The organism is Aquitalea pelogenes (genome assembly GCF_041914625.1).
Classification (GTDB): domain Bacteria; phylum Pseudomonadota; class Gammaproteobacteria; order Burkholderiales; family Chromobacteriaceae; genus Aquitalea; species Aquitalea pelogenes.
Genome location: NZ_JAYSDA010000009.1, coordinates 39,125 through 63,709, shown reverse-complemented (window position 1 = coordinate 63,709; position 24,585 = coordinate 39,125). Strand labels below are relative to the sequence as shown.

Below are 24,585 nucleotides of genomic sequence, written 5' to 3'. Positions count from 1 at the left end.
CTTTTATTATCCCTTTAGGCCTGCTTAATCCTAGGAAGTCTTGAACTGAAATGCCACTTTTGCCTGTCATGCATGGTGTCACTGCTTGCATGAGGATGTCACTTCAATCTGTCAGGGAAACGTCAGTTCCATGGATTCCGGTGGTAAATGGCACCACTTTTGTGCAGAAGAAGGTGTGTAATCCGCGGTGCTGACCAGCAATATCCAGCCTGTGCCTGATGGTCTACTGTGCCTGTACCGCACAACTGGCTTGGCTGCGTTGCAGCTTTTGCAGCAGCAGACCACCGAGAATCAGCCCCAGACCAAGCAGTGTGGATGGCAGGATGGCTTCCCCGATGACAAAGTGGATCAGCACCAGCGATAACAGCGGTGACAGGAAAATCAGGTTGGCGATCTTGGCCGTGCTGGAGGTCAGTTTCATCGCACTGAGCCACAAGACAAAAGTGAAGCCCATTTCCAGCGCACCGACATACGCAGCTCCGGCCAGTCCCTGCCAGGCAACGGGAGTCAGCTGGCCGGTGAGTGCGCAATACAGCAGGGCCAAGGGGAGTGACATCAAGAAATTGAGCGTCAGTCCCAGCACCGGTTCGCGCTTGTCACGGGCATTGAAGATCCAGTAGGCCGCCCACAGCAAAGTGGAAGCCAGAGCGAAGCCCACGCCGCGCAAGCTGGAAAAATGCAGGCTCAGCAACTGACCGTGGGTGCCAATCACCAGCACGCCCAGATAGCAAATGATGGCAGCCAGGGCGTCGTGCAGGCTGAGTTTGTGCTTGAGCAAGGGGACCGAGAGCAGCGTCATGGTGAGCGCCCAGGTGTAATTGATGGCCTGGGCCTCTTGTGCCGGCAGCAGCGCATAGGCCTGAAACAGGATCAGGTAGTAAATCAGCGGGTTAACCGCACCCAGTACTAAGGAATGGCGCCAGTGTTGTCGTAATGCAGGCCACAGGCTGCCAAGCCTGCCCTGGGCTAGCAAAATTCCCAACAGGCAAAGGGTGGAGGCAATGCTTGCATACAAAACCAGTTGTGCCGGAGACAAATGGGCCAGGCTGATCTTGAAGGCGGTTGCCACGGTAGACCATGCCAATACGGCGCTCAGCCCGAACAAATATGCTTTCTTCTGTTGCTGCAAGGAAAATCTCCCATCACGGAATGGCTCCATTCTACCTAGCCGTGTACAGCACAGAGAACGGTACTTTTCTATAAAAAAAGAATAATTTATAAATTTTATAATGACTATGTCATTAATCGACTTTGTGTGTGGAGAGATAGCGCTCCGAATCGCGATCGTGGACGGTGCTTTAACTGCTTAATCGATTAAGGATGGCGCTGCAGCGCAAGGCAGTAGCCGATGCGGTAAGGCCAATGGGGCCGCCAGCTTCCTGTTGATACTGGTCCCCGGCCAGGCCATGAACCCGGACCGCAAGGCAGCTGGCTGCCAGTGCGCTCATACCCTGCGCCAATAAGGCGGCAATCAGGCCGGTCAGGACATCACCCTGTCCGGCGACTGCCAGTGCCGGGCCGCCGCTGGTATTCAGGTAATAGGGCTGTCTGGGCGCGCATATCAGGCTGCCCGCCCCCTTGAGCACCACAACTGCATTGAGTGTAGCGGCCAGTTGTTGTGCGGCCTGTAGCCGGTTTGCCTGAATATCCACAGTGGTACAGTCCAGCAGACGGGCAGCTTCTGCCGGATGCGGCGTGATGATGGTGGCGGCCTTTCGCTGGCGCAGATGTTTTTGCAAACCGGTATCGGCTGCCAGCAGATTGAGGGCATCCGCATCCAGCACCAGCGGCAGCGGGCTGCCCAGCGATTGTTGCAGCCACTGCACAGCTTGCACGCTTTGCCCGAGGCCGGGGCCCACTGCCAGGACATCACAAGCTGGCTGCTTGGCAGGCTGGGCGTCGCCATGCAGCATCAATTCGGGAAAGGCAGTATCGACGACCAGTCGTGGATCCAGGCTCAGCACATGGACCTTGCCCGCGCCTCCGGCCAGTGCGGCGCGTCCGGCCAGCAACACGGCACCGCTCATGCCGGGGCAGCCTCCCACAATGCTGACCGTGCCGTGGCTGCCTTTATGGCTATCCGGTTCTCGTCGCAGCATGCGGGCATCCTGCCGGTTCAAATAACCGGCAGCCACTGGTTGTAGTTCTGCGGGATAGTCCAGCGGTGCACATTCCACTTGTCCTGCATGGTTGGCACCGGCGGCATAAAACAAACCTGGTTTGTGGCACAGGAAGGTCAGCGTGTGGCTGGCCTTGATGCAGGCTGAAGGAGCCTGGCCGGTATAGGCATTCAGGCCACTGGGGCAATCCAGTGCCAGTGTGGGGCAGGACAGCTGGTTCAGCTGCTTGATGAGCTGGCACCAGAAGTCATCCAGCGGCCGGTTCAGACCAATGCCAAACAGACCATCAATCAGCAGGGCAGGCGGAGGGTAATCAGTACTCAACTGCTGTAGCGGCAGGCCGCCAGCCTGGCGCAGGGTCTGGAGTGCCTCACGGGCTTCTGTACTGAGCGGTGGCTGTGGCAGCAGCACATCCACCTGATAACCTTGCTGCATCAGTAGTACTGCTGCCACCAAGGCATCGCCGCCGTTATTGCCCGGACCGGCAGCTACCAGAATGCGCGCACCTTGCGCGACATGCTGCTCCACCCAATCGACCGTGGCTTGCGCGGCCTGCTGCATCAGCTGGATGCCACGCTGTGCGGTGACCACTTCCAGCTGACGCAAGTCCTCCAGGCTCCACAGGGCTGCATTGTGCATGCTTACTCCTTGCCGGGTTCTCCCCAGCGGGGCATCAGGCTATTGGGAACGCGTAGCTGGTCCAGTATTCGCGCGACCACAAAGTCCACCATGTCTTCGATGGTGGACGGGTGCGTATAAAAGCCTGGTGACGGTGGCAGGATCACCACTCCAAGCCGCGCCAGCTTGAGCATGTTTTCCAGGTGAATGACGGAGAATGGTGTTTCCCGTGGTACCAGAATCAGCTTGCGCCCTTCCTTGATGCTGACATCGGCAGCCCGTTCAATCAGGTTGTCGCTCATGCCTTGTGCAATGGCGGCCAGGGTGCCCATGGAGCAGGGACAGACCACCATGGCGTCGGCCGGGTTGGAGCCGGAGGCGACCGGAGCAAACCATTCTTCACGGCCAAATACCGCCAGCTGTCCTTCTGCGGCAGCTGTGCGTTGTTGCAACCATTGGGCAAATTCGGCAGGGCGGGAGGGGAGTTGCAGGTCCATCTCCTGCTTGGCTACGATTTGTGCTGCCTGGGAATAAAGTACCCATACGCGGACGCCTGCACCAATCAGGGTGTCGATCAGCCGCAGGCCATAGGGCAGGCCGGAGGCTCCGGTAAGGGCAACGGTAACGGTTTGGGGTGTTTGCATCTTGTTTCCAGTGGCGGTCCTGCCTGCCGGCGCAGCGGGATGCTGCGAGCCGGGCAGGTGACCGGTCAGGATTCGCGAAACAACTGGCGATGTCGCAACAGGACCTGTTCGGCCGGAAAGGCCTTGGCCAGTTGTTCGGCAATAAAGACAGAGCGATGCTGACCACCGGTACAGCCGATGGCCACGGTGAGATAGCTGCGGTTTTCCCGGCTGAATTCCGGCAACCATTTCAGAATCATGCAGCGGATATCTTCGGCCATCTGGGCGACCAGCGGTTGCCCTGCAAAGAAGTCGATGATGGGTTGGTCGCGACCGGTAAACGGGCGCAAAGCCAGGTCGTAATAGGGATTGGGCAGGCAGCGGACGTCAAACACGAAGTCGGCGTTCAGCGGTACGCCATGCTTGAAGCCGAAGGATTCGAAAATGATGGTGAGCCGGCTGCTGTCTGCTTCCACCAGTTGCTTGATGGCCGTTTTCAAGGCATTGGCAGACAACTCGCTGGTGTCTATGCGAATACCCATTTCCTGCACGCTGGCCAGCAGTTCCTGCTCCAGCTGGATACATTCCTCCACCGTGGAGCCGCTACCCGACAGCGGGTGCCGGCGGCGGGTTTCGGAAAAGCGCTTGACCAGGGTTTCCGGCTTGGCCTCGAGAAACAGCAAGCGTACATCCACGCCTTGCTGACGCAGCTTGTCCACCTCGGCAGGCAGTGCGCCCAGCGAAGGGCTGGAGCGGGTGTCCACGCTGATGGCAATCTGCTGGTAGCCATAATCGGCATAAAGCGACATGGCTTCATGCAGCATGGTGGCTGGCAGGTTGTCCACACAGTAAAAGCCGGAGTCCTCCAGTGCGCGCAGGGCGATGGATTTACCGGAACCGGACAGGCCGCTAATCAATATCAGGCGCATTTTCCTGATCTCTGAGGAAGTTGGTATGGCGTTCGATGAACTCTCGGGTACTGTCGATGCCGCGCAGTTGCAGGATGTAGTTGCGCACAGCCGCTTCAACCAGCACCGCAAGGTTGCGACCCGCCGCCACCGGCAGCACTACCTTGCGCACCGTCACGCCAATGATGTCCTGGGTTTCCGACTGGATATTCAGCCGGTCCAAGGCTTGCATCGCCTGGTCGTTGGCCTTGACCAGGTGAATAATCAGTTTTAGCACCTTTTTGGGCCGCACGGCGGTTTCGCCAAAAATGGTACGGATATTCAGGATGCCCAGGCCGCGCACTTCCAGAAAATCGCGCAGCAGCGGCGGGCAACGGCCTTCCAGGGTTTCCGGGCCGATGCGGTACAGTTCCACCGCATCATCGGCCACCATGCCGTGACCACGGGAAATCAGCTCCAGTGCCAGTTCGCTCTTGCCCATGGCCGAATCGCCCATGATCAGCACGCCGATTTCCAGTACATCCAGAAACACGCCATGCAACACGGTGGAAACCGCCAGTGCGCGCGCCAGATAGATGCGCAGCACATCCATCAGGTAGGGGCTTTCCAGCGGCGTGCTCATCAGCGGCACATTGTGGGTGTGGCAGTAGTCGCGCAGCAGTTTGGGCACTGGCTGGCCATTGGCCACCATCACCACCGACATGGTTTTGTGGAACAGTTGGTCCAGCGCGGTCTTGGCGGCGGATTGTTCCAGCCGGTTGAGGTAGTCCACCTCGGCCAGACCCAGCACTTGCACCCGGTTGGGGTGAATGAAATTCAGGTGGCCGACCAGGGCCAGGGTGGGGCGTTGTTCGTCGTTGCCGATGGGGCTGTCCGCGCCGCCGGTTCCTGCAACCCAGGTCAGGTTGAGCTTTTGCTGGTTGTCCTGATACAACCGGCGCACGGTAATGCTAGGCATGGTTGGTATTCCATCCGGTGAGCAGCTGGTACAGATCGGCACGCGAGCTTGCGCTGAGCAGTTGTTCACGCAGCTGTTTGCTGGAGAACAGCTGTGCCAGTTCCGAGAGTACCTGCAAGTGCAGGTCGGTTGCCTGTTCCGGCACCAGCAGGACAAACAGGCTTTGTACCGGCTTGCCATCCGGCGCATCGAAAGGAATCGGGTTCTTCAGGCGAATGAACACGCCCGCCGCTTCCTTGAGCCCTCTGGCACGGCCATGCGGAATGGCCACCCCTTGGCCAAGGCCGGTAGAGCCCAGTTTTTCCCGGGCAAACAAGCAGTCGAAAATTTCACTGCGGGCGATGCCGTGGGTGTTTTCGATAAGGAGGCCCACCTGCTCGAAGACGCGCTTCTTGCTGGCGACATCCAGGTCCGGGAGGATGTGATCCTGTGTCAGGATTTTGCCAATCAGGCTCATAGGAATGGTTGCACGCGGCTACAGAAACTGGCCAATTCTACGTTGCCTTCATCAAAATGAAAAAGGCTCCGAGCAAATAAAAACGGGAACCCGCCGGGTTCCCGCATCGAATACTTAATGTTTACAAGCTGGCTTCCTGTTGAACCTGTGGGCTTGTTGCACGGTGTTCGCTTTGTTTTTCCTTGTGCTTGAGTACTTGGCGATCGAGCTTGTCCATCAGCGCGTCGATGGCAGCGTACATGTCGGAGTCGGTGGCCTCTACATGGATATCCTTGCCGGAGAGGTGAACATTCACTTCCGCCTTGTGCACCAGCTTGTCTACCGACAGGGTGACAGCAACGTCAATCACGTGATCGACATGGCGGGTGATGCGTTCCAGCTTGGTTTCCACGAATTCGCGGATGGCCGGGGTTACTTCGAGGTGGAGACCGGTTACTTTGAGGTTCATACCCTAACTCCTTCTTGTGTTGACTGCCCGGTCGGGTCGGCCGGGCGAGCGGATATACTTCAAGGCGTGAATCACAATGCCTTGCGCAGATTGACCGGCGGTATCTGCATAGCTTCACGATACTTCGCAACGGTGCGTCTTGCAACCTGAATCCCTTGCTTGCCCAGTTCGTCGGCAATGGCGCTGTCCGAAAGTGGCTTGGCCGGGTTTTCACCGTCTATCATGCGGCGGATATGCGCCTTGATGGCCGTTGCCGAGCATTCGCCGCCGCTGTCGGTTTCCAGTGCACTGCCAAAGAAATACTTCAGCTCGAACAGACCACGAGGGCAAAGCAGGTATTTCTGCGTGGTGACGCGTGATACGGTCGATTCATGCAGGCCAAGTTCGTCTGCGATGTCCCGCAGGATAAGCGGCCGCATGGCGACTTCACCGTGTTCAAAGAACGCTTGCTGTCTTTCGACTATAGCTTCTGACACTTTCAGAATGGTGTCAAATCGTTGCTGGATGTTCTTGACCAGCCATTTTGCTTCTTGCAGTCGGCCAGTCAGTTCGCCTGCGCCAGCGCGGTTTTCCGACAGCATCTGGGCATACAGCTGGTTGACGCGCAAGCGCGGTACCGCGCCGTTATTGAGTTCGGCTACCCAGTGACCACGCCGTTTGCGCACGGTCACATCCGGGATGACATAGTGCACGTCTTCGCCGCCGAAACCGGACGCCGGGTGAGGGGTCAGCCGGGCGATCAGTTGCTGTGCCTGGCGGATGGCTTCGTCATCCACGCCCAGAATGCGCTTCAGCCGGGTGTAGTCGCGGTTGCCCAGCAGCGTCAGGTGCTCGGCCACAATCTGGCGTGCCAGTGCATGGCCGGGCTCGTTGGCGGGCAAACGGGCCAGTTGCAGGCCAAGCGACTCGGCCAGGTTACGCGCGGCAATGCCGGGAGGGTCGAATTGCTGTAACAGGCGCAGCCCGACCATCAGTTCATCGGTTTCCAGTTCCAGTTCCAGCGGCAGGTTGCTGGCCAGTTCTTCCAGATCGGTAGTCAGGAAACCGTTGTCGTCCAGTTCTTCGATCAGCAGCTGGACAATGGCCTGGTCGCGGGTGGGCAGGGTCAGTTCACCCAGCTGCGCCAGCAGGTGTTCGCGCAGGCTGACCGGGCAGGGTACGTTGAGCATGGGGTCAAATTCATCGTCCCCGTCGTTGCGGCGGCTGCCACTGCCCCAGTCGGTGAGTTCGCCATTGCTGGCGTCCTGGCTGTTGTCACCATCGCTGCTGTCCGACGCCGTGCTGGTGGATTCTTCCTGGGCAGCCGGCGTTTCTGCCGGGCTGCTGTCATGCGAGGGCGGCTCATCGCCGCGTTCCAGCATGGGGTTGTCCAGCAAGAAGCGTTCGACTTCTGCCTGCAGGTCGAGCGTGGACAGCTGCAACAGCTTGATGGACTGTTGCAGTTGCGGCGTGAGGGTGAGTTGCTGGGAGACCCGCAGCTGTAGTGACTGTTTCATGGCTTACAGGTGGAAGTGCTCGCCCAGGTAAACCTGGCGCACTTTCTCGTTGTTGACCAGTTCTTCCGGCTCGCCGGAAGCCAGTACCGAACCATCACTGATGATGTAGGCGCGATCGCAGATGCGCAGGGTTTCACGCACATTGTGGTCGGTAATCAATACGCCAATGCCACGCTGTTGCAGGAAGGTGATGATTTTCTGGATGTCGATGACGGCAATCGGGTCTACACCGGCAAACGGTTCGTCCAGCAGGATGAAGCGCGGGCGGGTGGCCAGTACGCGGGCAATTTCCACCCGGCGGCGCTCGCCACCGGACAGTGCCAGCGCATTGCTTTCGCGCAGGTGGGCGATATTGAGGTCGTCGAGCAACAGGCTGAGTTCCTGCTCCAGTTTGTCGCCCTTGTAACCGGCAATTTCCAGCACCGCCGTGATGTTTTCTTCCACTGTCATCTTGCGGAAAATGGAAGCTTCCTGCGGCAAATAGCCTAGCCCCAGGCGGGCGCGCTGATGAATGGGCAGGTGGGTGATACTGTTGCCATCCAGCGTGATTTCGCCTTCATCGGCACCGATCAGTCCGACGATCATGTAAAAGCTGGTGGTCTTGCCGGCACCGTTGGGACCAAGCAGGCCGACCACTTCCCCGCTCTGGATCTGCAGGGCGACGTCCTTTACCACCGTACGTTTTTTGAAGCGCTTTTTCAGGCGCTCCACTTTCAGGATGCTGGGGCCGCTCATGGAGTGCTTCCGTCAGTTTTCTTGGCAGGGCTGTTGTCTCTGGGCCTGGGCTGGATGATGGCAGTCACGCGGCCGCCGTTGCTGCTGGCACCGCTGCTGACTTCATACATTTCGGTTTCGGTGTTGTAGGTAATGACATTGCCGATGACCAGGTCACTGCCGCGCTTGACGCGGGCATTGCCGGTGAGCACGGCAACGTGGGTGACGGTGTTGTAGTCCAGCTGGTTGGCCTGGCCTTCGATCCATTCGTTCTTGCCGTCCATTTTCTGGCGGAAGTTGACCTGGCGTCCGGTGGCCTGCATGGTCTGGTTACCCTGTTTGTCCTGGGTGACCGTGGCGCGGTCGGCATTGAGCTTGAGTGTGCCCTGGATGATGACGACATTGCCTTGCCATACCGTGACGCCCTTGAGCTGGTCGAGGTTGCCCCGGTCGGCACTGATTTCGATGGGCTTGTCCCGGTCGGCCTTTTCGGCATGGGCGGTCTGGATGGCGCACAGGCCGAGGGCCAGCCAGGCCAGCCGGATGAAGCGGCGGCAGTTATTTTTCATAAGTGGCCTTTGCGTTGGACAGCAGCTGTAACTGACCAGCCTGCTGCTCGTAAATGAAGCCCACGGCACTGCCGCTGGACTTGCCATAGTAGAAGTGCGTGAGGGTGTCGGCGCGGGCAATGTGCTTGACGGTGTCAATGCGCATATTGCTGCTGACTACGCGGGTTTCCTGTTGTGTGGCGGTGGCCGGCTGGATCAGCGTGACTTTCTTGTCGAACAGTACCTGTTTGGTCTTGCTGTTGTAACGGCCGCTTTCACCAATGGCATGGTAGGCCAGTACGCCATTCTTGTAGCTTTGCAGGTCCGGCGATTCGAAATACGACTCGGTGCGGTCCGGGTATTGCCACATGCGGCTGGCAATCATCTTGTCCTGCAGCATGCCCTTGGGGTCGAAGCGGGTGGCCATCACGCCTTGCGCCACGACTTCTGGCTTGTTCGGGTCCAGCTCGTGCTTGCTGGGCTGCCAGCGTGACACGGCATCCAGCCAGACGGTCAGCAAGCCGGTGATCAGCACCAGCAGGATGGGAAACAGGCGGTGCGAACGGATCATGCCAGATACCGTGCCACGATGGCGTCAAAATTGCCTTGCGCCTGCATGATCAGCTCGGCCAGTTCACGCACTGCACCCTGACCGCCGGGGAAGCCGGTGACATAGTGGGCATGCTGGCGCACCAGGGTGGGGGCGGCCGGCACGGCCACCGCCAGGCCGACGCGGCGCAGAACCGGCAGGTCGATCAGGTCGTCGCCGATGAAGGCGCATTGTTCCAGCGTGACATCCGCCTGTTGCAGCAACTGGTTCAGGGCTTCCTGCTTGTTGTGGATGCCACCGAAGTAAAAGTCGATGCCCAGTGCCTGCGCGCGGTGCTCCACGCAGCGGTCGGCCCGCCCGGAGATGATGGCCAGCCGTACGCCGGTGGATTGCAACAGCTTGAGGCCCAGGCCGTCCTGCACATAGAAGGACTTGCTCTCTTCACCCTGGGCATTGTAGTAAATGCGGCCATCGGTCATGACGCCGTCAACGTCCATGATCAGGAGCTTGATCTTGCGGGCTTGTTCGGTAATGGCTTGCATGGGCTTCCTTGTTGGCGGCTAGACGACGCCGGCCTTGAGCAGGTCGTGCATGTGGATGGCGCCGGCCAGCTTGCCGTCGGCATCCACTACCAGCAGGCTGGTGATGCGGCGCTGTTCCATCAGGTGGACGGCCTCGGTGGCCAGCTTGCTGTGCAGGATGGTTTGCGGGGCAGGGCTCATCACCTGGTCGATCTGCAGGTCGTAGATATTGCCGGAGCGTTCCAGTGTGCGGCGCAGGTCGCCATCGGTATAAATACCCTTGATGTCATTGTCCGCCGTGGCAATGGCCACCATGCCCAGGCGCTGGTGCGACATTTCCAGCAAGGCATCTTTCAGCGGCGTGCCGGGCAATACGCGCGGCAGTTCGTCGCCGCTGTGCATCAGGTCCTTGACATGGACCAGCAGCCGCCGGCCCAGGCTGCCGCCGGGGTGCGACAGGGCAAAGTCTTCCGGGCCGAACTGGCGGGCATCCAGCAGGGTGACTGCCAGGGCATCGCCCAGCGCAATCTGCACCGTAGTGCTGGTGGTGGGGGCCAGGCCCAGCGGGCAGGCTTCTTTTTCCACCTGGGTGTCCAGCAGGATGTCGGCTTCGCGGCCCAGCGAGGATGAGGGGTTGCCAGTCATGCCGATCAGCACCAGCCCCTTGCGCTTGAGCGCGGGCAGCAGGGCAACCACTTCACCGGATTCGCCGGAGTTGGACAGGGCGATGACCACATCCTGTGCGGTAATCATGCCCAGGTCGCCGTGGGCGGCTTCGGCCGGGTGAACAAAAAAGGCCGGGCTGCCGGTGCTGGCCAGCGTGGCGGCGATCTTGCGTCCGACGTGGCCGGACTTGCCCATGCCTGTTACCACAATGCGGCCACGGCAGGCCAGAATGGCATCCACGGCGCGCAGAAAATCGCCGTTCAGGCGGCCTGACAGGGCCAGAATTGCATCCGCCTCGGTCTGCAGCACTTCACGTGCCAGATCGAGCCGGGAGCTTGTTTGCGCTTTTTCCATAGGGGAAAGTATATCAAAGGTTATAATCGTCGGAGGCAGAAGCTGGTGCATCTTTTGCTTGGCGTGTGATTTTGCCCTGTCATGGTGTCATGCACCTGCCTGCCTTTTTGTTCCGGACCATGCGCTTGCCGGATGGTCGGGGCGCTTGATCATTGCCTTGTGCCGTGCTGCTTGTCATGGCTTTTTTCCCGCTTTTTCACAGGAGATGGTTGCGTTCATGCATTCGCTCGCCCCGATTGTGCTGGTTTTGCTGGCTGCCGTGTTGTCCGTTACCTTGTGTCGCAGCTTGCGCGTACCACCTATGCTGGGCTACCTGGTGGTGGGTTTCCTGGCCGGACCCGGTGTGGCCAGCGTGATTCCGGAAGGCGAAGAAACGCAGTTCCTGGGTGAAATCGGCATCGTGTTCATGATGTTTTCCATCGGGCTGGAGTTCTCCCTGCCCAAGCTGCGGGCCATGCGCCATCTGGTATTCGGCCTTGGCCTGGCGCAGGTGGTGGTGACCTTGCTGCTGATTGCCGTGGTGATGGGCTGGCTGACCGGCTCTGCACTGTCCGGCTTTGCCGTGGGGGGCGCCCTGGCCATGTCATCCACCGCCATTGTCAGCAAATTGCTGACCGAGCGGCTGGAGCTGAACCTGCAGCACGGACAACTGGCCATCGGTGTACTGCTGTTTCAGGACATTGCCGTGGTCCCGCTGCTGATTCTGCTGCCTGCCTTTGCCGGTGGCAGTGAAACCCTGTGGATGGACCTGGGCCTGGCTGCAGTGAAAGTGGTGGCGGTGATGGCCTTGCTGCTGTTTTTCGGCCAGCGCCTGATGCGTCCCTGGTTCCATCTGGTGGCCAGACAGCGCTCGGGCGAGCTGTTCATGATCAACGTCTTGCTGATCACCCTTGGGGTGGCCTGGCTGACCGAGCTGTCCGGCCTGTCGCTGGCACTGGGTGCCTTTGTGGCCGGTATGCTGATTTCCGAAACCGAATACCGCTATCAGGTGGAAGAGGACATCAAGCCTTTCCGCGATATCCTGCTGGGCTTTTTCTTTGTCACCGTCGGCATGCGCCTGCAATTGCCCATCCTGTACCAGCGCTTTGGCGAAGTGGCGCTGATGCTGGGCTTGCTGCTGCTGGCCAAGCTGGGCATCGTGTTTGTACTGGGGCGGCTGCTGCGTCACCAGCCCAATCACTCCATGCGTGCCGGCCTCGCCCTGGCGCAGGGTGGTGAGTTCGGCTTTGTGCTGCTGGCCTTGTCCGGCAACCTGGGCCTGATTGCCGAAAGCACCGAGCAGGCCGCCATTGCCGCCATCCTGCTGTCCATGCTGGTGGCACCCTTCATGATCATGCACGGCGAAGCCATCACCCGTCGTCTGGTAAAGCAGGACTGGATGATGCAGGCCTTCAGCCTGCACCACTTGCTGGTGGAAAGCATGGGCAAGTCCGACCATGTGCTGATTTGCGGTTATGGCCGTAGCGGTCAGGCGCTGGCCCGTTTGCTTGAGACGGAAGACATTCCCTTCTTTGCGCTGGACATGGACCCGGAACGGGTGCGCGAAGCTGGCGAGGCTGGCGACCCGGTGGTGTTTGGCGATGCCGGCAAGAAAGAAGTGCTGGTGGCCGGTGGCCTGATGCGCGCCAAGGTGGTGGTGGTGACCTTTGCCGATACCCATGCGGCGCTGCGCATCCTGCATACCGTACAGTCTGCGCGGCCTGATCTGCCGGTGATCGTGCGCACGGTGGACGACAGCGATATCGACCAGTTGCGCAAGGCAGGGGCGGATGAAGTGGTGGCCGAGGTGATGGAGGGCAGCCTGATGCTGGCCTCGCAAGCGCTGATGGTGCTGGGGGTGCCGCTGAACCGGGTATTGCGCCGTATCCGTTCTGTACGTGAAGAACGCTATAACCTGTTCCGTGGCTTCTTTCGCGGTACCAGTGACGATGGCGAGGGGCTGGACGAGGCCCTGGTGCCGCGCTTGCTGAGCATTCAGGCCTGCCCTGGCGCGCATGCCATCGGCCATCCGCTGGGGGCCTTGCAGCTGCAGGCGCTGGGGGTGGAGGTCAAGGCCATCCGCCGCAACAGCATTCGCCGGCTGGATTTTGACGACAGCTTTGAAATCGCCGCCAATGACGTGTTGGTGGTGCTGGGGACGCCGGAGCAACTGGCCCTTGCTGAAAGCCGTATCCTGCAGGGGTGATCTTGCAGAGCTGATGCAAGGTCTGGCATGACAAAGGCCGTGTCATTGACACGGCCTTTTGCTTTGGCTGACTGAACGGGGTTCAGGGCAGAATGGTGGTGATCTGCTTTTTCAGTTCCTGCTTCAGCGCCTGCTGTTTTTCACCTTCGGTCTTCTTGCCCTTCACCATGGCGTTGAAGTCCAGCGCGTAAACCGGAGCATTGAGCGGGCCGGTAATCTTGAGTGGCACGTTGACGCCCTTCAGGCGGCTGAATTCTTGCGGATTGGCCTGCACATCCATGGTGTAGTCCACAATATTCTGCGTCAGGTCCACCTTGCCAGCGCCTTTGACATTCACCAGTTGCGAGGCCAGCTGCATGTTCTGACTGCGTGCCACGCCCTTGTCCAGGCGGAAGGCGGCGGACAGGGTGGAGAAGGTGGTTTTCTGGTCGGCCTGCGCCGGCGAGTTCCATTCCTTCAGTTCTGCCGGCAGGTTCTTCAGTGCGGCTACCAGGTCGATACCGGTCAGCGCGCCCTTGTTCAGGCTGGTTTCCACATTGCCGGTCAGGGTGTTGCGCAGTTCGAGGAAGGACTTGCCGTCCGCTGTCACGTCGATCTTGCCATTGCCCTTGCCATCCAGCCGGTTGAAGTTGAGCAGGTCCACCAACAGCGGGCGGATGTTCATGTCCTTCAGTGTCTGCTTGACTTCCAGATGCGGTGTATCGCGGCGCGCCAGCAGCATGTCGCCTTGCAAGCGGCCCTGGTAGATGTCGGCGGACATCTGGTCCAGCTCCAGTTCGCGCGGGTTGATGCGCACGCTGGCGTTGAGGTTGTTCATGCGGAAGCGGCCCATGGACAGTTCGCCGACGGCCACTTTGCCGGTCAGGTCGAAGTAGTCCAGCCAGTCCAGCGGAATCGGCTTGCCATCCTGGAAAATGGCCACCGGATCGCCCTTGCTCTCGGGCAGATAGCGGTTCAGGTCCAGCTTGCCCACCGACAGCGTGACTTCATGCCGTGGTTTCATCAGGCCAAACTGGCTGACGGTGACCGACAGGTCCGAGCCGTCCAGTTTGCCTGCCACGCGCAGGTTGAGGCGGGGCTCGTCCAGATCACCATCCAGCGCACCTTGCATGCTGGACACCAGCTTGCCGCGCGGCAGCAGCGGGGTGGTGACGGTGGCGGTCATGTTCAGGGGCTGCATGCGCAGCTGCTTCATGCCCATCAGCGCCAGCGGAGCATCCAACTTGAAGTTGAGACGGGTATCACCGGCCTGCCAGTTGAAATTGCCATTCACCTTGTCGGCAGCCATGCCGCCTTCGGTCAGTTTCAGGTTGTCCAGGCCCGCGTCCAGCTGGTACTGGCTGTGGGCATAGCTCAGCTTGCCACTCAGACGGCCAGTGGGAATGCTGACTTCATTGAAGCTGGCATTGAGCTCTGGCACCTTGAGTTCCAGCTGGCTGCTGGGCCGCTCGCTGCTGAAGCGGAAGCTGAGGTCCTTGCCGGAAGTCTGTAAGGTGGCAAAGTTGAGTTTGTACTGGCCGGTGGCGGCAAACTTGCTTTCGCCAAGGCCGGGTACTTCGGAAATGGCCACGGCGTCCAGCTTTTCCAGGCTGACCTGATCATCCTGAATGGTGAGCGGGGTGCTGACCGCCAGGCGGATGGGGCGCTTGCCATTGCTGAGAATGGCAGCGGCAGTCAGGCTGGCGCCACTGCGCAGGTCGTCGGCGTCCAGGCTGACGGTATCCAGCTTCTGTTCGGTCCCGCTGCTGTGATCGGTATACAGCAAGGTACCTTCACGGACGAGCAAGCGGTCCAGCTTCATGCTGACGGTGCCGGGGGAGCGATGCAGCAGCAGGTCCATGATGGACAGCCGGCCATCGGCACCACGGGCAATGCTGGCGGTGACGCCATGCATTTCCAGCGCCTTGATTTCGCGGTTGCCGGTAAGTAGCGGAATCCATGACAGATAGACATCCAGCTGTTCCACCCGGGCAAAGCTTTGCTTGCTGCCAGGTTCGCTGATGTTCAACTGGTGAATGCTCAGGCCCGGGGACGGGAATAACAGCGGCGTGATCTTGCCTTCCACCGCGACCTGTCGGCCGGTGTCATTCAGTGCGCTGTTCAGGGTCTTGCGCACTGCGGCTTCATCAAACTGCCAGAAAATGAGGGCCTGTATCAGTACGAACAGCGCAATCACTGAGCCGCTGCCGTAGACGGCAATTCGTAGCCATAGCCGGCCGGAGTTCCATTTCATGAGTGCATCTTCGGGGGGCTAAGCGGAGTGTTTCATATGCAAGCATGCGGTGGCTGACAGGGATAAGGCAGCCGCTTGCCCGAGTTTGGCGAAGCCAAAATATTACCGGGCAGCCCGCATTTGTAAAGCGCGAATTTTAGCATGAAATGCTGCCAGCGGCCCGGGATGGCTGGAAAGGCCCGTCACACGGGCGGCCCAGCCCCGGGATGGCTGGCGGGGCCGGGACTGGTTTACCGTTTTTAACCGGTTGGCAGCCAGATGGTGCTGATGCTGGCGTGGTACGGGGGGAGGGTCGATGTAGAAGAAATTGCTAACGGTTTACTCGCGCCCGGTTTGCATGAAGTGGATGAAGCGCGGCTGTGCCGGCTGGACTGCTCCGGCATGCCCGGCACGGCGTTGTCGTGCCGCCACCGGTCGGGGCGAAGGTGCTGCGGGATGGGCGCAGCTGGCCGACATGCCCCATTGTTGCAACTGGCTGGCAGTCGCTCCGTCCTGGCACAGCAATTGCAAACGGTAGCCATGTTCATCGCACCATTGGTGCAGGCGGTGCAGGGTTTGCATGGCCGAACTGTCCAGGCTGGCCTGGCGCAGGCACAGCTGCACCAGATCGCCACGGGACAACTGTGCCGCGATGGCAGCTTGCAACTGGTCGTGCAGGCGGCTGGCCGAACCGAAGTACAAGGGGCCGCACAGCTCGGCCGTCAATACCGCGGGCTGCTGGCTGCCAGTATCGGCAGGCTGCAGGCGGATGTCCTGCAAGGGGTTTTGCTGACTGGCGCGATAGCAGAACTGCCAGGCAGACAGCACCAGACCCACCACGATCCCGGCAAGCACATTCATGGCCAGAAAGGTGAGCATGGTGCTCAGTAAAATACCGCGCTCTGCCCGTGCCAGCGCTGGCCAGCGTTGCAGCCAGTGGCTCAGCAGTTCCACCCCGAAATACATTAATACCCCGCCCAGCACATAAGGCTGGATCAGCCCCAGCATCCATTGTTGCTGCCAGATGGCCAGCAGGCAGCAAGTGACAAAGCAGATGGCCAGCGGCCAGCGCCGGGCACCCATGCGGCCCGCCAGCAGGCTGTCGGACAGCATGATGCTGACCGGGGGCGTGGCGCACAATGCAGAGGCCAGGCAGGCCAGGCCGTTGACCCGCATTTCCTGGTTCAGATCTGCCCGTGCCTGCTGCGCCTGATCCAGCGCCATGATGTTGCTGGTGCTACCCAGCATGGCCATCAGCGCGGCGGCCAGGGCAGTAGGCAGTGCGGACAGCACTTCCTGCCATAGCGGAAGTTCCAGGCCGGGCCACAGGGGGGCGGATGACTGCTGCAGCGCTGTGGCTGACGTCGGCCCGAACAGGCAGGCCAGGAGCAACAGTGCAGTCAGGGTGGCGGGGTGATCCATCTTGCGCATGCACAGCAACAGCAGGACGCCAAAGCCCACTCCCCAGCCCAGTTGCATTGCCTGGCCGCCATCCAGCTGCCAGCTGGCAGGCTGGGTCAGTGACAGGCTGTGCCCGGCGGCTATGCTCAGGCCGAACACAATCAGCAGCAGGCCGCTGCTGGCCATGAAGGCTGCCAATACCGGATAGGGCAGGCAGCGGGCCAGCTGTCCTGCGCGCAAACGGGCGGCCAGCAAGAAGGCGGCACCGGTCAGCAGGGCGGTCAGGGCGTTGATGCACAGCAAGGTGGACAGCACCTGCCCGGTCGACCATGGCTGGCCCAGCAGATGCAGGCTGCTGGCGGTAACCAGGGCGGACAGGATGACCATGGCCGGTTCATCCAGTCCGGGAATGGCCAGTTTCAGCCGGCTGTTAGCGGCAAGCAGCAGCATGGCCAGGCAGCAGGATGCCATCATCAGGGTGAACAGCAGTGGCCGCAGCGTAGCGGCATGCAGGGCGTTGCCCAGCAGGTCGGAAAAGGCTGCGTTGACGGAAATGGCAATGCTGGCGGTGATCAGCCCGGCGCTGATGCTGTGAAAGCTTTTCATCTGTCGTGTCCCATGCCTGGAGTGAAACCGTCATGCCCTTGGCCGGTCTGTGCCGGATTGCCCGCTGTCCAGTGCGGTGCAGGTGACGGAGCTGATGGCAAGGCGGCTGTGGCGCACAGGCATTGGCCATCAATCAGGTATGGTTTGATGTTAAGAGGATTGCGTAGCCGGGGACAATAATGCAAACAGACTATGCCTTTGTGCTGGAGCGTTCACGGGCAAGGCCTGGCAAATGAAAAAGCCAGGCGCAAGGCCTGGCTTTTGTGGTGCCGGATTCAGTGGAGAGAAGTGCTTAGCTCGCCTTGCCTGCCGGAATCTGCTGGGTGATGCAGTGGATGTTGCCACCGCCCAGCAGCACTTCGCGCGCCGGTACGCCGACAATGCGGTATTCCGGGAAGATTTCCTGCAGGCGGCTGGCGGCCGCGGCATCAGTGCGCTCGTCCAGCAGCGGGAAGATGATCTGGCCGTTGCTGATCAGGAAATTCACATAGGAAGCCGCCATGCGCTCGCCCACTTCACGCGGGACGGCCTGACCGCTGGCTACCACGCCGGCGGTTTCTTCTGCGGTGTAGTACAAGGGGCCCGGCGACAGCATCTTGTGGATCTTCAACTGGCGGCCCTTGGCATCGCGCGCTTGCGACAGCACTTCATAGGCGGCCTGCGAACGCGGGTATTGCGGGTCGTTTTCATCGTCCACCCAGTGCAGGATCACCTCACCCGGGCGGGCAAAACAGCACATATTGTCGATATGGCCGTCGGTTTCATCCATGAACACGCCTTCGGGCAGCCAGATGAAATGGCTGACGTTCAGATATTCGGACAGCAAGGCTTCAATCTGCTGTTTGGACAAATGCGGATTGCGGTTGGGGTTGAGCAGGCACTCGGCGGTGGTCATCAGTGTGCCTTCACCATCGACATGGATCGAGCCGCCTTCCAGCACCAGCGGCGCGGCGTAGCGGTCAAAGCCATGGTGGGCCAATACCTGGCTGGCCACTGCGCTGTCCTGGTCCCACGGGTGATACAGGCCACCGTTGAAACCGCCCCAGGCATTGAACTGCCAGTCCACGCCGCGCACCTGGCCAGCCTGGTCGATGACCACGGTGGGGCCGCTGTCGCGCATCCAGCAGTCATCGCTATTCATTTCCACCAGCATCACTTCGGCGGGCATCACGGCACGGGCTGCGGCCATGCATTCTTGCGGCACGGCCATGAACACCGGGGTGGCTGCGGCAATGGCCTTGGCGATGGCGGCAAAAGTCTGCTGTGCCTCGCGTCCGGCATGGCGCCAGTTATCCGGGCGCTGCGGCCAGATCATCCATACCGCTTGTTGCGGAGCCCATTCAGCCGGCATGTGAAAGCCGTCGGCGGCAGGCAGGCTAGTGTGCGTTGTGCTGTTCATTGAAATCACCATGCAATGATTGATGCCATCGGAAGTTTTCAAGACATCGTGCAGCTGCAGTGCAGTCCGGCGGTGCGACAAGCCAGCCGGTTTTGCCTGCCATGCACGAGGAAGTGATTGACAGACGCAGTCTAGGGAGAGGCAAACTATTCAGCAAATGAACAATACGAATACTTTCATAAATACGGTGAATGATGTGAAATTGCATCAGCTGGACCTGAACCTGCTGCTGGCGCTGGATGCCCTGGTCAGCCTGCGCAGTGTCACAAGGGCAGCGGAGAAACTGTTTGTCAGCCAGCCGGCGATGAGTCACTCGCTCAACCGCTTGCGGGCATTCTTCAACGACCCATTATTGGTGCGCTCGCCACATGGCATGCAGCCCACGCAAAAGGCGCTCTACCTGCAGCAGGGTGTGCATCAGGCGCTCAGCCTGTTGCAAAGCCACTTCAGCCAGCCCGAAGCATTCGACCCGGCCACTTCGACGCGCCGCTTCACCCTGTGCACCACGGATTACGTGGAATGCGTGCTGATTCCGCCGCTGGTGAAAAAGCTGGCGGTGGAAGCGCCCAATGTCCATATCGACATCACCATCCTGCGGGAAGAGATTCCGGAACTGGCGCTGGCCGACGGGGAAATCGACTTTCTGCTGGGTTTTGACGAATACATGAAGATTCCCGGCTATCTGTGCCGGGAAACCTGGCTGAACGAGCCCTTGATCGGCATCTTGCGTGCCGGCCACCCTTTTTGCAGCGACCGGCTGACCCTGGCCGACCTGATTGCCTTGCCGCATGTCTTCCATGCGCCGCTGGGCAATCTGGGCTCGCCGATGGATGACTTTCTGGCCGCGCGCGGCTTGCAGCGCAAGATTTCGGTACACAGCCAGAGCTATATGGCGGCGGCGGCCATTGTCAGCCATACCGACCACCTGTTCATCCTGCCGAAGAAAGTGGCAGCGATGATGGCAGGCTACTGGCCGCTGAAGATGGTGGCGCTGCCGGAGGAGTTGCCTGGCTATCACCTCAACTGCATCTGGCATCCGGTACAGGACAGCAACCCGGCGCTGCTGTGGCTGCGTGGCTTGATGCGCAGCCTGATCGAATCCACCGACTAGCGGCATGAAGCTGGCAGACCGGTATTCATCGCATGAATGGGTGTATCAAAATGAATCATTTTCCCGCATGAGCCGGACTCTTGTAGATTAGCCGCCATATTGCGTCATCGCCCATGCCTGCGCTTGGTGCAAGGCTGTCAGCGTGATGGGAATGAAACCCGTCTTCTTAAGTGGAGGTAGAAGCATGATCGAGGTTACCGAGCTATCCATTGCCGAGCTGCGTGCCGCGCTCGAATCCGGGCGTACCACTGCGGTGGAACTGGTCCAGGCCTATCTGGCACGGATAGCGGCCTACGATGGCCCCGCCACGGCAACCCGGCTCAATGCAGTGGTGGTGCCCAATCCGGAAGCTATCCGTGAGGCAGAAGCCTCCGATGCGCGCCGCGCCCGTGGCGAAACGCTGGGCCCGCTGGACGGCATTCCCTACACCGCCAAGGACAGCTATCTGGTGAAGGGGCTGACCGCCGCTTCCGGCAGCCCGGCTTTCAAGGAGCTGGTGTCCCAGCACGATGCCTTCACCATTTCCCGTCTGCGCGCCGCCGGTGCCATCTGCCTGGGCAAGACCAATATGCCGCCGATGGCCAATGGCGGCATGCAACGTGGCTGTTATGGCCGCGCCGAAAGTCCCTATAACGCCAACTACCTGACCGCGCCGTTTGCCTCCGGCTCGTCCAATGGGGCCGGTACTGCCACTGCCGCCAGCTTTGCTGCCTTCGGCATGGCGGAAGAAACCTGGTCTAGCGGGCGCGGCCCGGCATCCAATAACGGCCTGTGCGCCTATACCCCGTCGCGCGGGGTGATTTCGGTACGTGGCAACTGGCCGCTGACCCCCACCATGGACGTGGTGGTGCCCTATGCCCGCACCATGGCCGACCTGCTGGAAGTGCTGGACATCATCGTGGCTGACGACCCGGTCACCCGTGGCGACTTGTGGCGCCTGCAACCCTGGGTGGCGATTCCCAAAGCCTCCAGCGTGCGACCGGCAGCCTATCCGGCCCTGCTGTCCCGGCCCGAAACGCTCAAAGGCAAGCGCTTTGGCGTGCCGCGCATGTATATCAACAAGGACGAACTGGCCGGCACCAGCGCTGCGCCCGGCATTGGCGGCCCCACCGGGCAGCGCATCCATACCCGCGCCTCGGTAATCGACTTGTGGGAAGCCGCGCGGCAGGCGCTGGAAGCCGCCGGTGCAGAAGTGATTGAGGTGGATTTCCCGCTGGTGTCCAACTGCGAAGGCGACCGGCCCGGCGCACCCACCGTGGCCAATCGCGGCATCTTGCCGCCGGACTTCCTGCACGATGAATTATGGGAATTGTCCGGCTGGGCTTTCGATGAATTCCTGCGTGCCAACGGCGACCCGAAGCTCAACAAGCTGGCGGACGTGGATGGCCCGCAAATCTTCCCGCACGACCCCGGCACCCTGCCCAACCGCGAGGGCGATCTGGCAGCCGGCATGGAAGAGTATGTCAACATGGCCAAGCGCGGACTGAAGTCCTTCGACCAGATTGCCAGCGTGCCGGACGGGCTGCGCGGCCTGGAGAAAATCCGCAAGATGGACCTGGAAGACTGGATGGACGAACTCAAGCTGGACGCCGTGCTGTTTCCCACCGTGGCCGACGTTGGTCCGGCGGATGCCGACGTCAACCCCGCTTCCGCCGATATTGCCTGGAGCAACGGGGTGTGGGTGGCCAATGGCAACCTCGCCATCCGCCATCTGGGCGTACCCACGGTGACCGTGCCGATGGGCGTGATGGCCGATATCGGCATGCCGGTGGGCCTGACTTTTGCCGGACGTGCTTACGACGACAACGCGCTGCTGCGTTTTGCCAGCGCCTTCGAGGCTACCGGCAGCCGACGGATGATTCCGCCGCGCACCCCGGCACTCGGCCAGTAAGCCACAACAGCCGTACAAAGCAGAAAAAGCCAACCCTTGCCGGTTGGCTTTTTGTTTTGCAGCCGGGCAGGGTTGTACGGCAGGAGCGTGCAGGGGCCTGCTGCATGGCGCGATTTGTGCTTTCGATCTGGCTATCCGTCACATCAATATATAGTGTGGCTGAAACGGATACCCGATCAGCCGGCATGAGGAGGCAGGATGCAACAGACCATTGCACTGGACACGGCAGGTGGCTTGCTACAGAGCCTGGGGACTGCACAGTTCACCACGCGCCTGTGGAGCTGGCTGCACGGAGTGGTCGACCCGAGTTCCTATCACATGACCGCACTGCGCTTTCGCCGTGACAGTCAGCAGCAAGCGGTGGAACAGCTGGATGTGCTGTTCTTTGCCGGTAATGCCGACCCGGAAGAAACCCGGCTTGCCCTGTCGCTATACCAGCAGGACATGGAGTGGAAGCAGGATCGCCAGTTATTGCAGTTCATCGAACAAGTGCAGGACCCGCAGCTGGTGTTGTCGCGCAACGAGGTTTACCCGCCTACCGCCTATGGCCGCATGATTGCCCAGAGCCCGCTGGGCGAAGAGTGCAGCTTGCTGGGCTGTGAAACGGATTATGTGTATTTGCTGTCGATCTTTCGTAACCGCCACACGCCTTCCTTTACCCTTGGCGAACTCAGCCGCCTGCGCCAGACCTGTCATTTCCTCATTCCCTTGCTGGCCCGGCATGCCCAGCTGAGCACGCCCTGCATCACCCCGTCGCAAGACACCCTGTTGCAGTATTTCGACCGTTGCCTGCAATTGGCTGGCAAGCAGCTGTCCGGGCGCGAGCGGCTGATTTGTCACGCCATGCTGCAAGGCTGGTCGGTGCCGCAGATTGCCGAGCATGTTTCCATCAGCCAGTGCAGCGTGCGCACCTATATGGAGCGGGCGCTGGCCAAAATCGGTGTCACCAGCAAGTCCGAACTGTTTGCCTGGTGCGTGACGGTGGAGCAGCGTCACCGCCCGCCTGCGGCCATGTCCTGAAATCCGAGGACAGACAGTCAGCCCCGCCTCCCGCCATGATCAGGACTGGTTGCACACGGTTCTGCCAAGGGGCGCAACAGCCTCCTGATGCACGACCCTGTGCCGGTCATGAATCAGGAGGCAGGCATGCAGTATCCCGAAAAAATCTATTACAACGGCAGCATCCATACCGGTAACGACTTCAGCACCCTGCACACCGCGCTGGCCATTGGCGGCGGCAAGATCATCGCCAGCGGCGATGACCAGACCATGCTTGCCATGGCCGGCAGCCAGACCGAGCGGATCGACCTTGGCGGCAAGCAGATCATCCCGGCCTTTGTCGATGGCCATGCCCACCCGCTGGAAGGGCAGCAAATGGTGGGCGATACCGACCTTGACCGGGCCGACAGCGCCGCAGGAGTGCTGCAGCTGATCCGCGAGGCTGCCATTGCCCAGGCGGAGGAGCCCTGGGTGTTTCTCGGCGGCATTGATTTGAACGTATTCGGCAGCTACCCCACCCGTCAGCAACTCGATGCCGCCCTGCCGGACCGCCCCTTGCTGCTGCTGGGCCACGATGTGCACAGCGGCTGCCTGAATACCGTGGGCCTGGCGGCTGCCGGCATCGGCCCCGACACCCAGGACCCCAAGGGAGGCATCCATGAGCGGGAGCCGGGCAGCCGGCAGCCCAGCGGCGTGGTGCACGAAGCCGCCCTGTACCGGCTGTTCGGGCTGATTCCGCAACTGGGCCCTGCCCGTTATCCGCAGTCCTTGGCCAAGGCCATCGCCATGGCGCACCGTCTGGGCATTACCGGCTGGTTCGACGCCCGGGTGGATGAAGGCCTGCTGCAAGCCTATGCGGCCGCGCGGGATGCCGGCACGCTCAAGCTGCATGTCAGTGCCGGGCTGCTGGCCACGCCACGGCATGATCCCGCGGCACAGATTGCCCGCTTTCAAGACTGGAAACGCCGTTACGCGGGCGACACCCTGCACGTGCATACGGTGAAGATCTTCATTGACGGGGTGACCGAATCCCATACCGCGGCCTTGCTGGAACCCTATCCGGGCACCGAGGACCGAGGCCTCGCGCTGTGGGAGCAGGGCGCGCTGAATGAAATTGTCGCCATGGCCGATGCCGCCGGTTTCGACCTGCACTTTCACACCCTGGCCGACCGCGCCGTGCGCATGGCGCTGGATGCACTGGAATGGGCTGCCAGGTGTAATGGCCCGCGTGACCGCCGGGCACAACTGGCCCATTTGCAGCTGGTGCATCCGGACGACATGCCCCGCTTCAGCCCGCTTGGCGCCATTGCCAGTGTGCAGGCGCTGTGGACTGCTGCTGCCCCGCAGTTGCAGGCCCTTTACCAGGAAATCCTGGGCCGCGAACGGGCCGCACAAAGCTATCCGTTACGCAGCCTGCGCAACGCAGGTGTCATGCTGGCCGGTGGTTCGGACTGGCCGGTTTCCACCATGGACCCGCTGGCCATCATGCAGACCGGTGTCACTCACCTGCCCACGGATGACCCTACTGCAGAACCCTGGAACCCGGAGGAGCGCCTGGACCTGCAAGTGATGTTGCAGGCACACACCGTGAACGCCAGCCATGCGCTGCGCTTTGATGCTTGCCGCGGCCTGTTGCCGGGGCATGAGGCCAATTTCCTGATTCTGGAGCGCAGCCTGTTTGCGCAACCGATACAGCAGCTGCAGCAGACCCGGGTGCTCTGCACGGTGTTCCGTGGGGAAGCCGTGTATGGCGCGGATACGGATTGCAACGCAGTCGCTGCCTGATTCCCGTTTGTTCAC

General features: G+C 60.8%; 21 protein-coding genes. 5 read left to right on the top strand and 16 right to left on the bottom strand.

Features of this window, described 5'->3' with window-relative positions; genetic code table 11:
- Nucleotides 1-223: 223 nt before the first annotated feature.
- The 13 genes from ACE3SE_RS09455 to ACE3SE_RS09395 form a co-directional block, all read right to left on the bottom strand.
- Complete coding sequence (locus ACE3SE_RS09455; RefSeq protein ID WP_374554862.1) at nt 224-1,159, bottom strand: DMT family transporter; 936 nt, start codon at nt 1,157-1,159, stop codon at nt 224-226.
- Between the two features lie 139 nt (nt 1,160-1,298).
- Nucleotides 1,299-2,759, bottom strand: a complete 1,461-nt coding sequence (locus ACE3SE_RS09450; RefSeq protein ID WP_374554860.1) for an NAD(P)H-hydrate dehydratase — start codon at nt 2,757-2,759, stop codon at nt 1,299-1,301.
- A gap of 2 nt (nt 2,760-2,761) precedes the next feature.
- Nucleotides 2,762-3,382, bottom strand: a complete 621-nt coding sequence (locus ACE3SE_RS09445) for a flavin prenyltransferase UbiX (protein ID WP_045845542.1) — start codon at nt 3,380-3,382, stop codon at nt 2,762-2,764.
- A 65-nt stretch (nt 3,383-3,447) separates the two neighbouring features.
- Nucleotides 3,448-4,290: an RNase adapter RapZ gene (gene rapZ, locus ACE3SE_RS09440; protein WP_045845543.1), complete on the bottom strand. Its 843-nt coding sequence runs from the start codon at nt 4,288-4,290 to the stop codon at nt 3,448-3,450.
- A complete protein-coding gene (gene hprK, locus ACE3SE_RS09435; protein ID WP_045845544.1) occupies nt 4,271-5,227 on the bottom strand; it encodes an HPr(Ser) kinase/phosphatase in 957 nt (318 codons plus the stop codon). The genes rapZ and hprK overlap by 20 nt, the downstream gene beginning before the upstream one ends.
- Nucleotides 5,220-5,684 carry a PTS IIA-like nitrogen regulatory protein PtsN gene (ptsN, locus tag ACE3SE_RS09430; protein ID WP_045845545.1) on the bottom strand — a complete coding sequence of 155 codons (465 nt, stop codon included), beginning with the start codon at nt 5,682-5,684 and terminating at the stop codon, nt 5,220-5,222. Before ptsN ends, hprK begins: the two co-directional genes overlap by 8 nt.
- Nucleotides 5,685-5,805: 121 nt before the next feature.
- Nucleotides 5,806-6,132, bottom strand: coding sequence for a ribosome hibernation-promoting factor, HPF/YfiA family (gene hpf, locus ACE3SE_RS09425; protein WP_045845546.1), 327 nt, complete (start codon nt 6,130-6,132; stop codon nt 5,806-5,808).
- Nucleotides 6,133-6,203: 71 nt separating this feature from the next.
- Nucleotides 6,204-7,628 carry an RNA polymerase factor sigma-54 gene (locus ACE3SE_RS09420; RefSeq protein WP_045845547.1) on the bottom strand — a complete coding sequence of 475 codons (1,425 nt, stop codon included), beginning with the start codon at nt 7,626-7,628 and terminating at the stop codon, nt 6,204-6,206.
- A gap of 3 nt (nt 7,629-7,631) precedes the next feature.
- Entirely contained in the window at nt 7,632-8,363 is a 732-nt protein-coding gene (gene lptB, locus ACE3SE_RS09415) for an LPS export ABC transporter ATP-binding protein (RefSeq protein ID WP_045845548.1), read from the bottom strand.
- On the bottom strand, nt 8,360-8,911 hold the full coding sequence (gene lptA / locus ACE3SE_RS09410; protein ID WP_374554856.1) for a lipopolysaccharide transport periplasmic protein LptA: 552 nt from the start codon (nt 8,909-8,911) through the stop codon (nt 8,360-8,362). Before lptA ends, lptB begins: the two co-directional genes overlap by 4 nt.
- The gene (gene lptC / locus ACE3SE_RS09405; protein ID WP_045845550.1) at nt 8,901-9,461 is read right to left on the bottom strand and encodes an LPS export ABC transporter periplasmic protein LptC; all 561 of its coding nucleotides are present in this window, start codon (nt 9,459-9,461) and stop codon (nt 8,901-8,903) included. The genes lptA and lptC overlap by 11 nt, the downstream gene beginning before the upstream one ends.
- Nucleotides 9,458-9,982, bottom strand: coding sequence for a KdsC family phosphatase (locus tag ACE3SE_RS09400; protein ID WP_045845551.1), 525 nt, complete (start codon nt 9,980-9,982; stop codon nt 9,458-9,460). The genes lptC and ACE3SE_RS09400 overlap by 4 nt, the downstream gene beginning before the upstream one ends.
- An 18-nt stretch (nt 9,983-10,000) precedes the next feature.
- Nucleotides 10,001-10,981, bottom strand: coding sequence for a KpsF/GutQ family sugar-phosphate isomerase (locus tag ACE3SE_RS09395; protein WP_374554853.1), 981 nt, complete (start codon nt 10,979-10,981; stop codon nt 10,001-10,003).
- 217 nt (nt 10,982-11,198) lie between these two features.
- On the opposite strand from ACE3SE_RS09395, the gene ACE3SE_RS09390 reads away from it, so the two are divergent.
- A complete protein-coding gene (locus tag ACE3SE_RS09390; protein WP_045845723.1) occupies nt 11,199-13,166 on the top strand; it encodes a cation:proton antiporter domain-containing protein in 1,968 nt (655 codons plus the stop codon).
- A gap of 82 nt (nt 13,167-13,248) precedes the next feature.
- On the opposite strand, the gene ACE3SE_RS09385 is transcribed toward ACE3SE_RS09390, so the two are convergent.
- From ACE3SE_RS09385 to aguA, 3 genes are all read right to left on the bottom strand, one after another.
- Complete coding sequence (locus ACE3SE_RS09385) at nt 13,249-15,399, bottom strand: AsmA family protein (protein ID WP_374554851.1); 2,151 nt, start codon at nt 15,397-15,399, stop codon at nt 13,249-13,251.
- A 318-nt stretch (nt 15,400-15,717) separates the two neighbouring features.
- A complete protein-coding gene (locus ACE3SE_RS09380; protein WP_374554849.1) occupies nt 15,718-17,385 on the bottom strand; it encodes a SulP family inorganic anion transporter in 1,668 nt (555 codons plus the stop codon).
- A gap of 292 nt (nt 17,386-17,677) precedes the next feature.
- Nucleotides 17,678-18,784 carry an agmatine deiminase gene (gene aguA / locus ACE3SE_RS09375; RefSeq protein ID WP_374554847.1) on the bottom strand — a complete coding sequence of 369 codons (1,107 nt, stop codon included), beginning with the start codon at nt 18,782-18,784 and terminating at the stop codon, nt 17,678-17,680.
- Nucleotides 18,785-18,980: 196 nt separating this feature from the next.
- On the opposite strand from aguA, the gene ACE3SE_RS09370 reads away from it, so the two are divergent.
- The 4 genes from ACE3SE_RS09370 to ACE3SE_RS09355 all read left to right on the top strand — a co-directional run bounded on the left by ACE3SE_RS09370 (nt 18,981) and on the right by ACE3SE_RS09355 (nt 24,570).
- Nucleotides 18,981-19,895 carry a LysR family transcriptional regulator gene (locus ACE3SE_RS09370; RefSeq protein ID WP_045845725.1) on the top strand — a complete coding sequence of 305 codons (915 nt, stop codon included), beginning with the start codon at nt 18,981-18,983 and terminating at the stop codon, nt 19,893-19,895.
- 184 nt (nt 19,896-20,079) lie between these two features.
- Complete coding sequence (locus ACE3SE_RS09365; protein ID WP_374554845.1) at nt 20,080-21,786, top strand: amidase; 1,707 nt, start codon at nt 20,080-20,082, stop codon at nt 21,784-21,786.
- 198 nt (nt 21,787-21,984) lie between these two features.
- Nucleotides 21,985-22,806, top strand: coding sequence for a helix-turn-helix transcriptional regulator (locus ACE3SE_RS09360; protein ID WP_374554843.1), 822 nt, complete (start codon nt 21,985-21,987; stop codon nt 22,804-22,806).
- Between the two features lie 126 nt (nt 22,807-22,932).
- Entirely contained in the window at nt 22,933-24,570 is a 1,638-nt protein-coding gene (locus ACE3SE_RS09355) for an amidohydrolase (protein ID WP_374554841.1), read from the top strand.
- The last annotated feature ends 15 nt before the right edge of the window (nt 24,571-24,585 follow it).

Bases quoted from the DNA above. Each gene is read 5' to 3' on its own strand.
- ACE3SE_RS09355 (WP_374554841.1), top strand. From the start codon at position 22,933: ATGCAGTATCCCGAAAAAATCTATTACAACGGCAGCATCCATACCGGT.
- ACE3SE_RS09390 (WP_045845723.1), top strand. From the start codon at position 11,199: ATGCATTCGCTCGCCCCGATTGTGCTGGTTTTGCTGGCTGCCGTGTTG.
- ACE3SE_RS09365 (WP_374554845.1), top strand. From the start codon at position 20,080: ATGATCGAGGTTACCGAGCTATCCATTGCCGAGCTGCGTGCCGCGCTC.
- rapZ (WP_045845543.1), bottom strand. From the start codon at position 4,290: ATGCGCCTGATATTGATTAGCGGCCTGTCCGGTTCCGGTAAATCCATC.
- ACE3SE_RS09420 (WP_045845547.1), bottom strand. From the start codon at position 7,628: ATGAAACAGTCACTACAGCTGCGGGTCTCCCAGCAACTCACCCTCACG.
- ACE3SE_RS09445 (WP_045845542.1), bottom strand. From the start codon at position 3,382: ATGCAAACACCCCAAACCGTTACCGTTGCCCTTACCGGAGCCTCCGGC.
- ACE3SE_RS09385 (WP_374554851.1), bottom strand. From the start codon at position 15,399: ATGAAATGGAACTCCGGCCGGCTATGGCTACGAATTGCCGTCTACGGC.
- ACE3SE_RS09360 (WP_374554843.1), top strand. From the start codon at position 21,985: ATGCAACAGACCATTGCACTGGACACGGCAGGTGGCTTGCTACAGAGC.
- ACE3SE_RS09450 (WP_374554860.1), bottom strand. From the start codon at position 2,759: ATGCACAATGCAGCCCTGTGGAGCCTGGAGGACTTGCGTCAGCTGGAA.
- ACE3SE_RS09400 (WP_045845551.1), bottom strand. From the start codon at position 9,982: ATGCAAGCCATTACCGAACAAGCCCGCAAGATCAAGCTCCTGATCATG.
- hprK (WP_045845544.1), bottom strand. From the start codon at position 5,227: ATGCCTAGCATTACCGTGCGCCGGTTGTATCAGGACAACCAGCAAAAG.
- ACE3SE_RS09395 (WP_374554853.1), bottom strand. From the start codon at position 10,981: ATGGAAAAAGCGCAAACAAGCTCCCGGCTCGATCTGGCACGTGAAGTG.
- lptB (WP_045845548.1), bottom strand. From the start codon at position 8,363: ATGAGCGGCCCCAGCATCCTGAAAGTGGAGCGCCTGAAAAAGCGCTTC.
- lptA (WP_374554856.1), bottom strand. From the start codon at position 8,911: ATGAAAAATAACTGCCGCCGCTTCATCCGGCTGGCCTGGCTGGCCCTC.
- lptC (WP_045845550.1), bottom strand. From the start codon at position 9,461: ATGATCCGTTCGCACCGCCTGTTTCCCATCCTGCTGGTGCTGATCACC.
- ACE3SE_RS09380 (WP_374554849.1), bottom strand. From the start codon at position 17,385: ATGAAAAGCTTTCACAGCATCAGCGCCGGGCTGATCACCGCCAGCATT.
- ptsN (WP_045845545.1), bottom strand. From the start codon at position 5,684: ATGAGCCTGATTGGCAAAATCCTGACACAGGATCACATCCTCCCGGAC.
- hpf (WP_045845546.1), bottom strand. From the start codon at position 6,132: ATGAACCTCAAAGTAACCGGTCTCCACCTCGAAGTAACCCCGGCCATC.
- ACE3SE_RS09455 (WP_374554862.1), bottom strand. From the start codon at position 1,159: ATGGAGCCATTCCGTGATGGGAGATTTTCCTTGCAGCAACAGAAGAAA.
- aguA (WP_374554847.1), bottom strand. From the start codon at position 18,784: ATGAACAGCACAACGCACACTAGCCTGCCTGCCGCCGACGGCTTTCAC.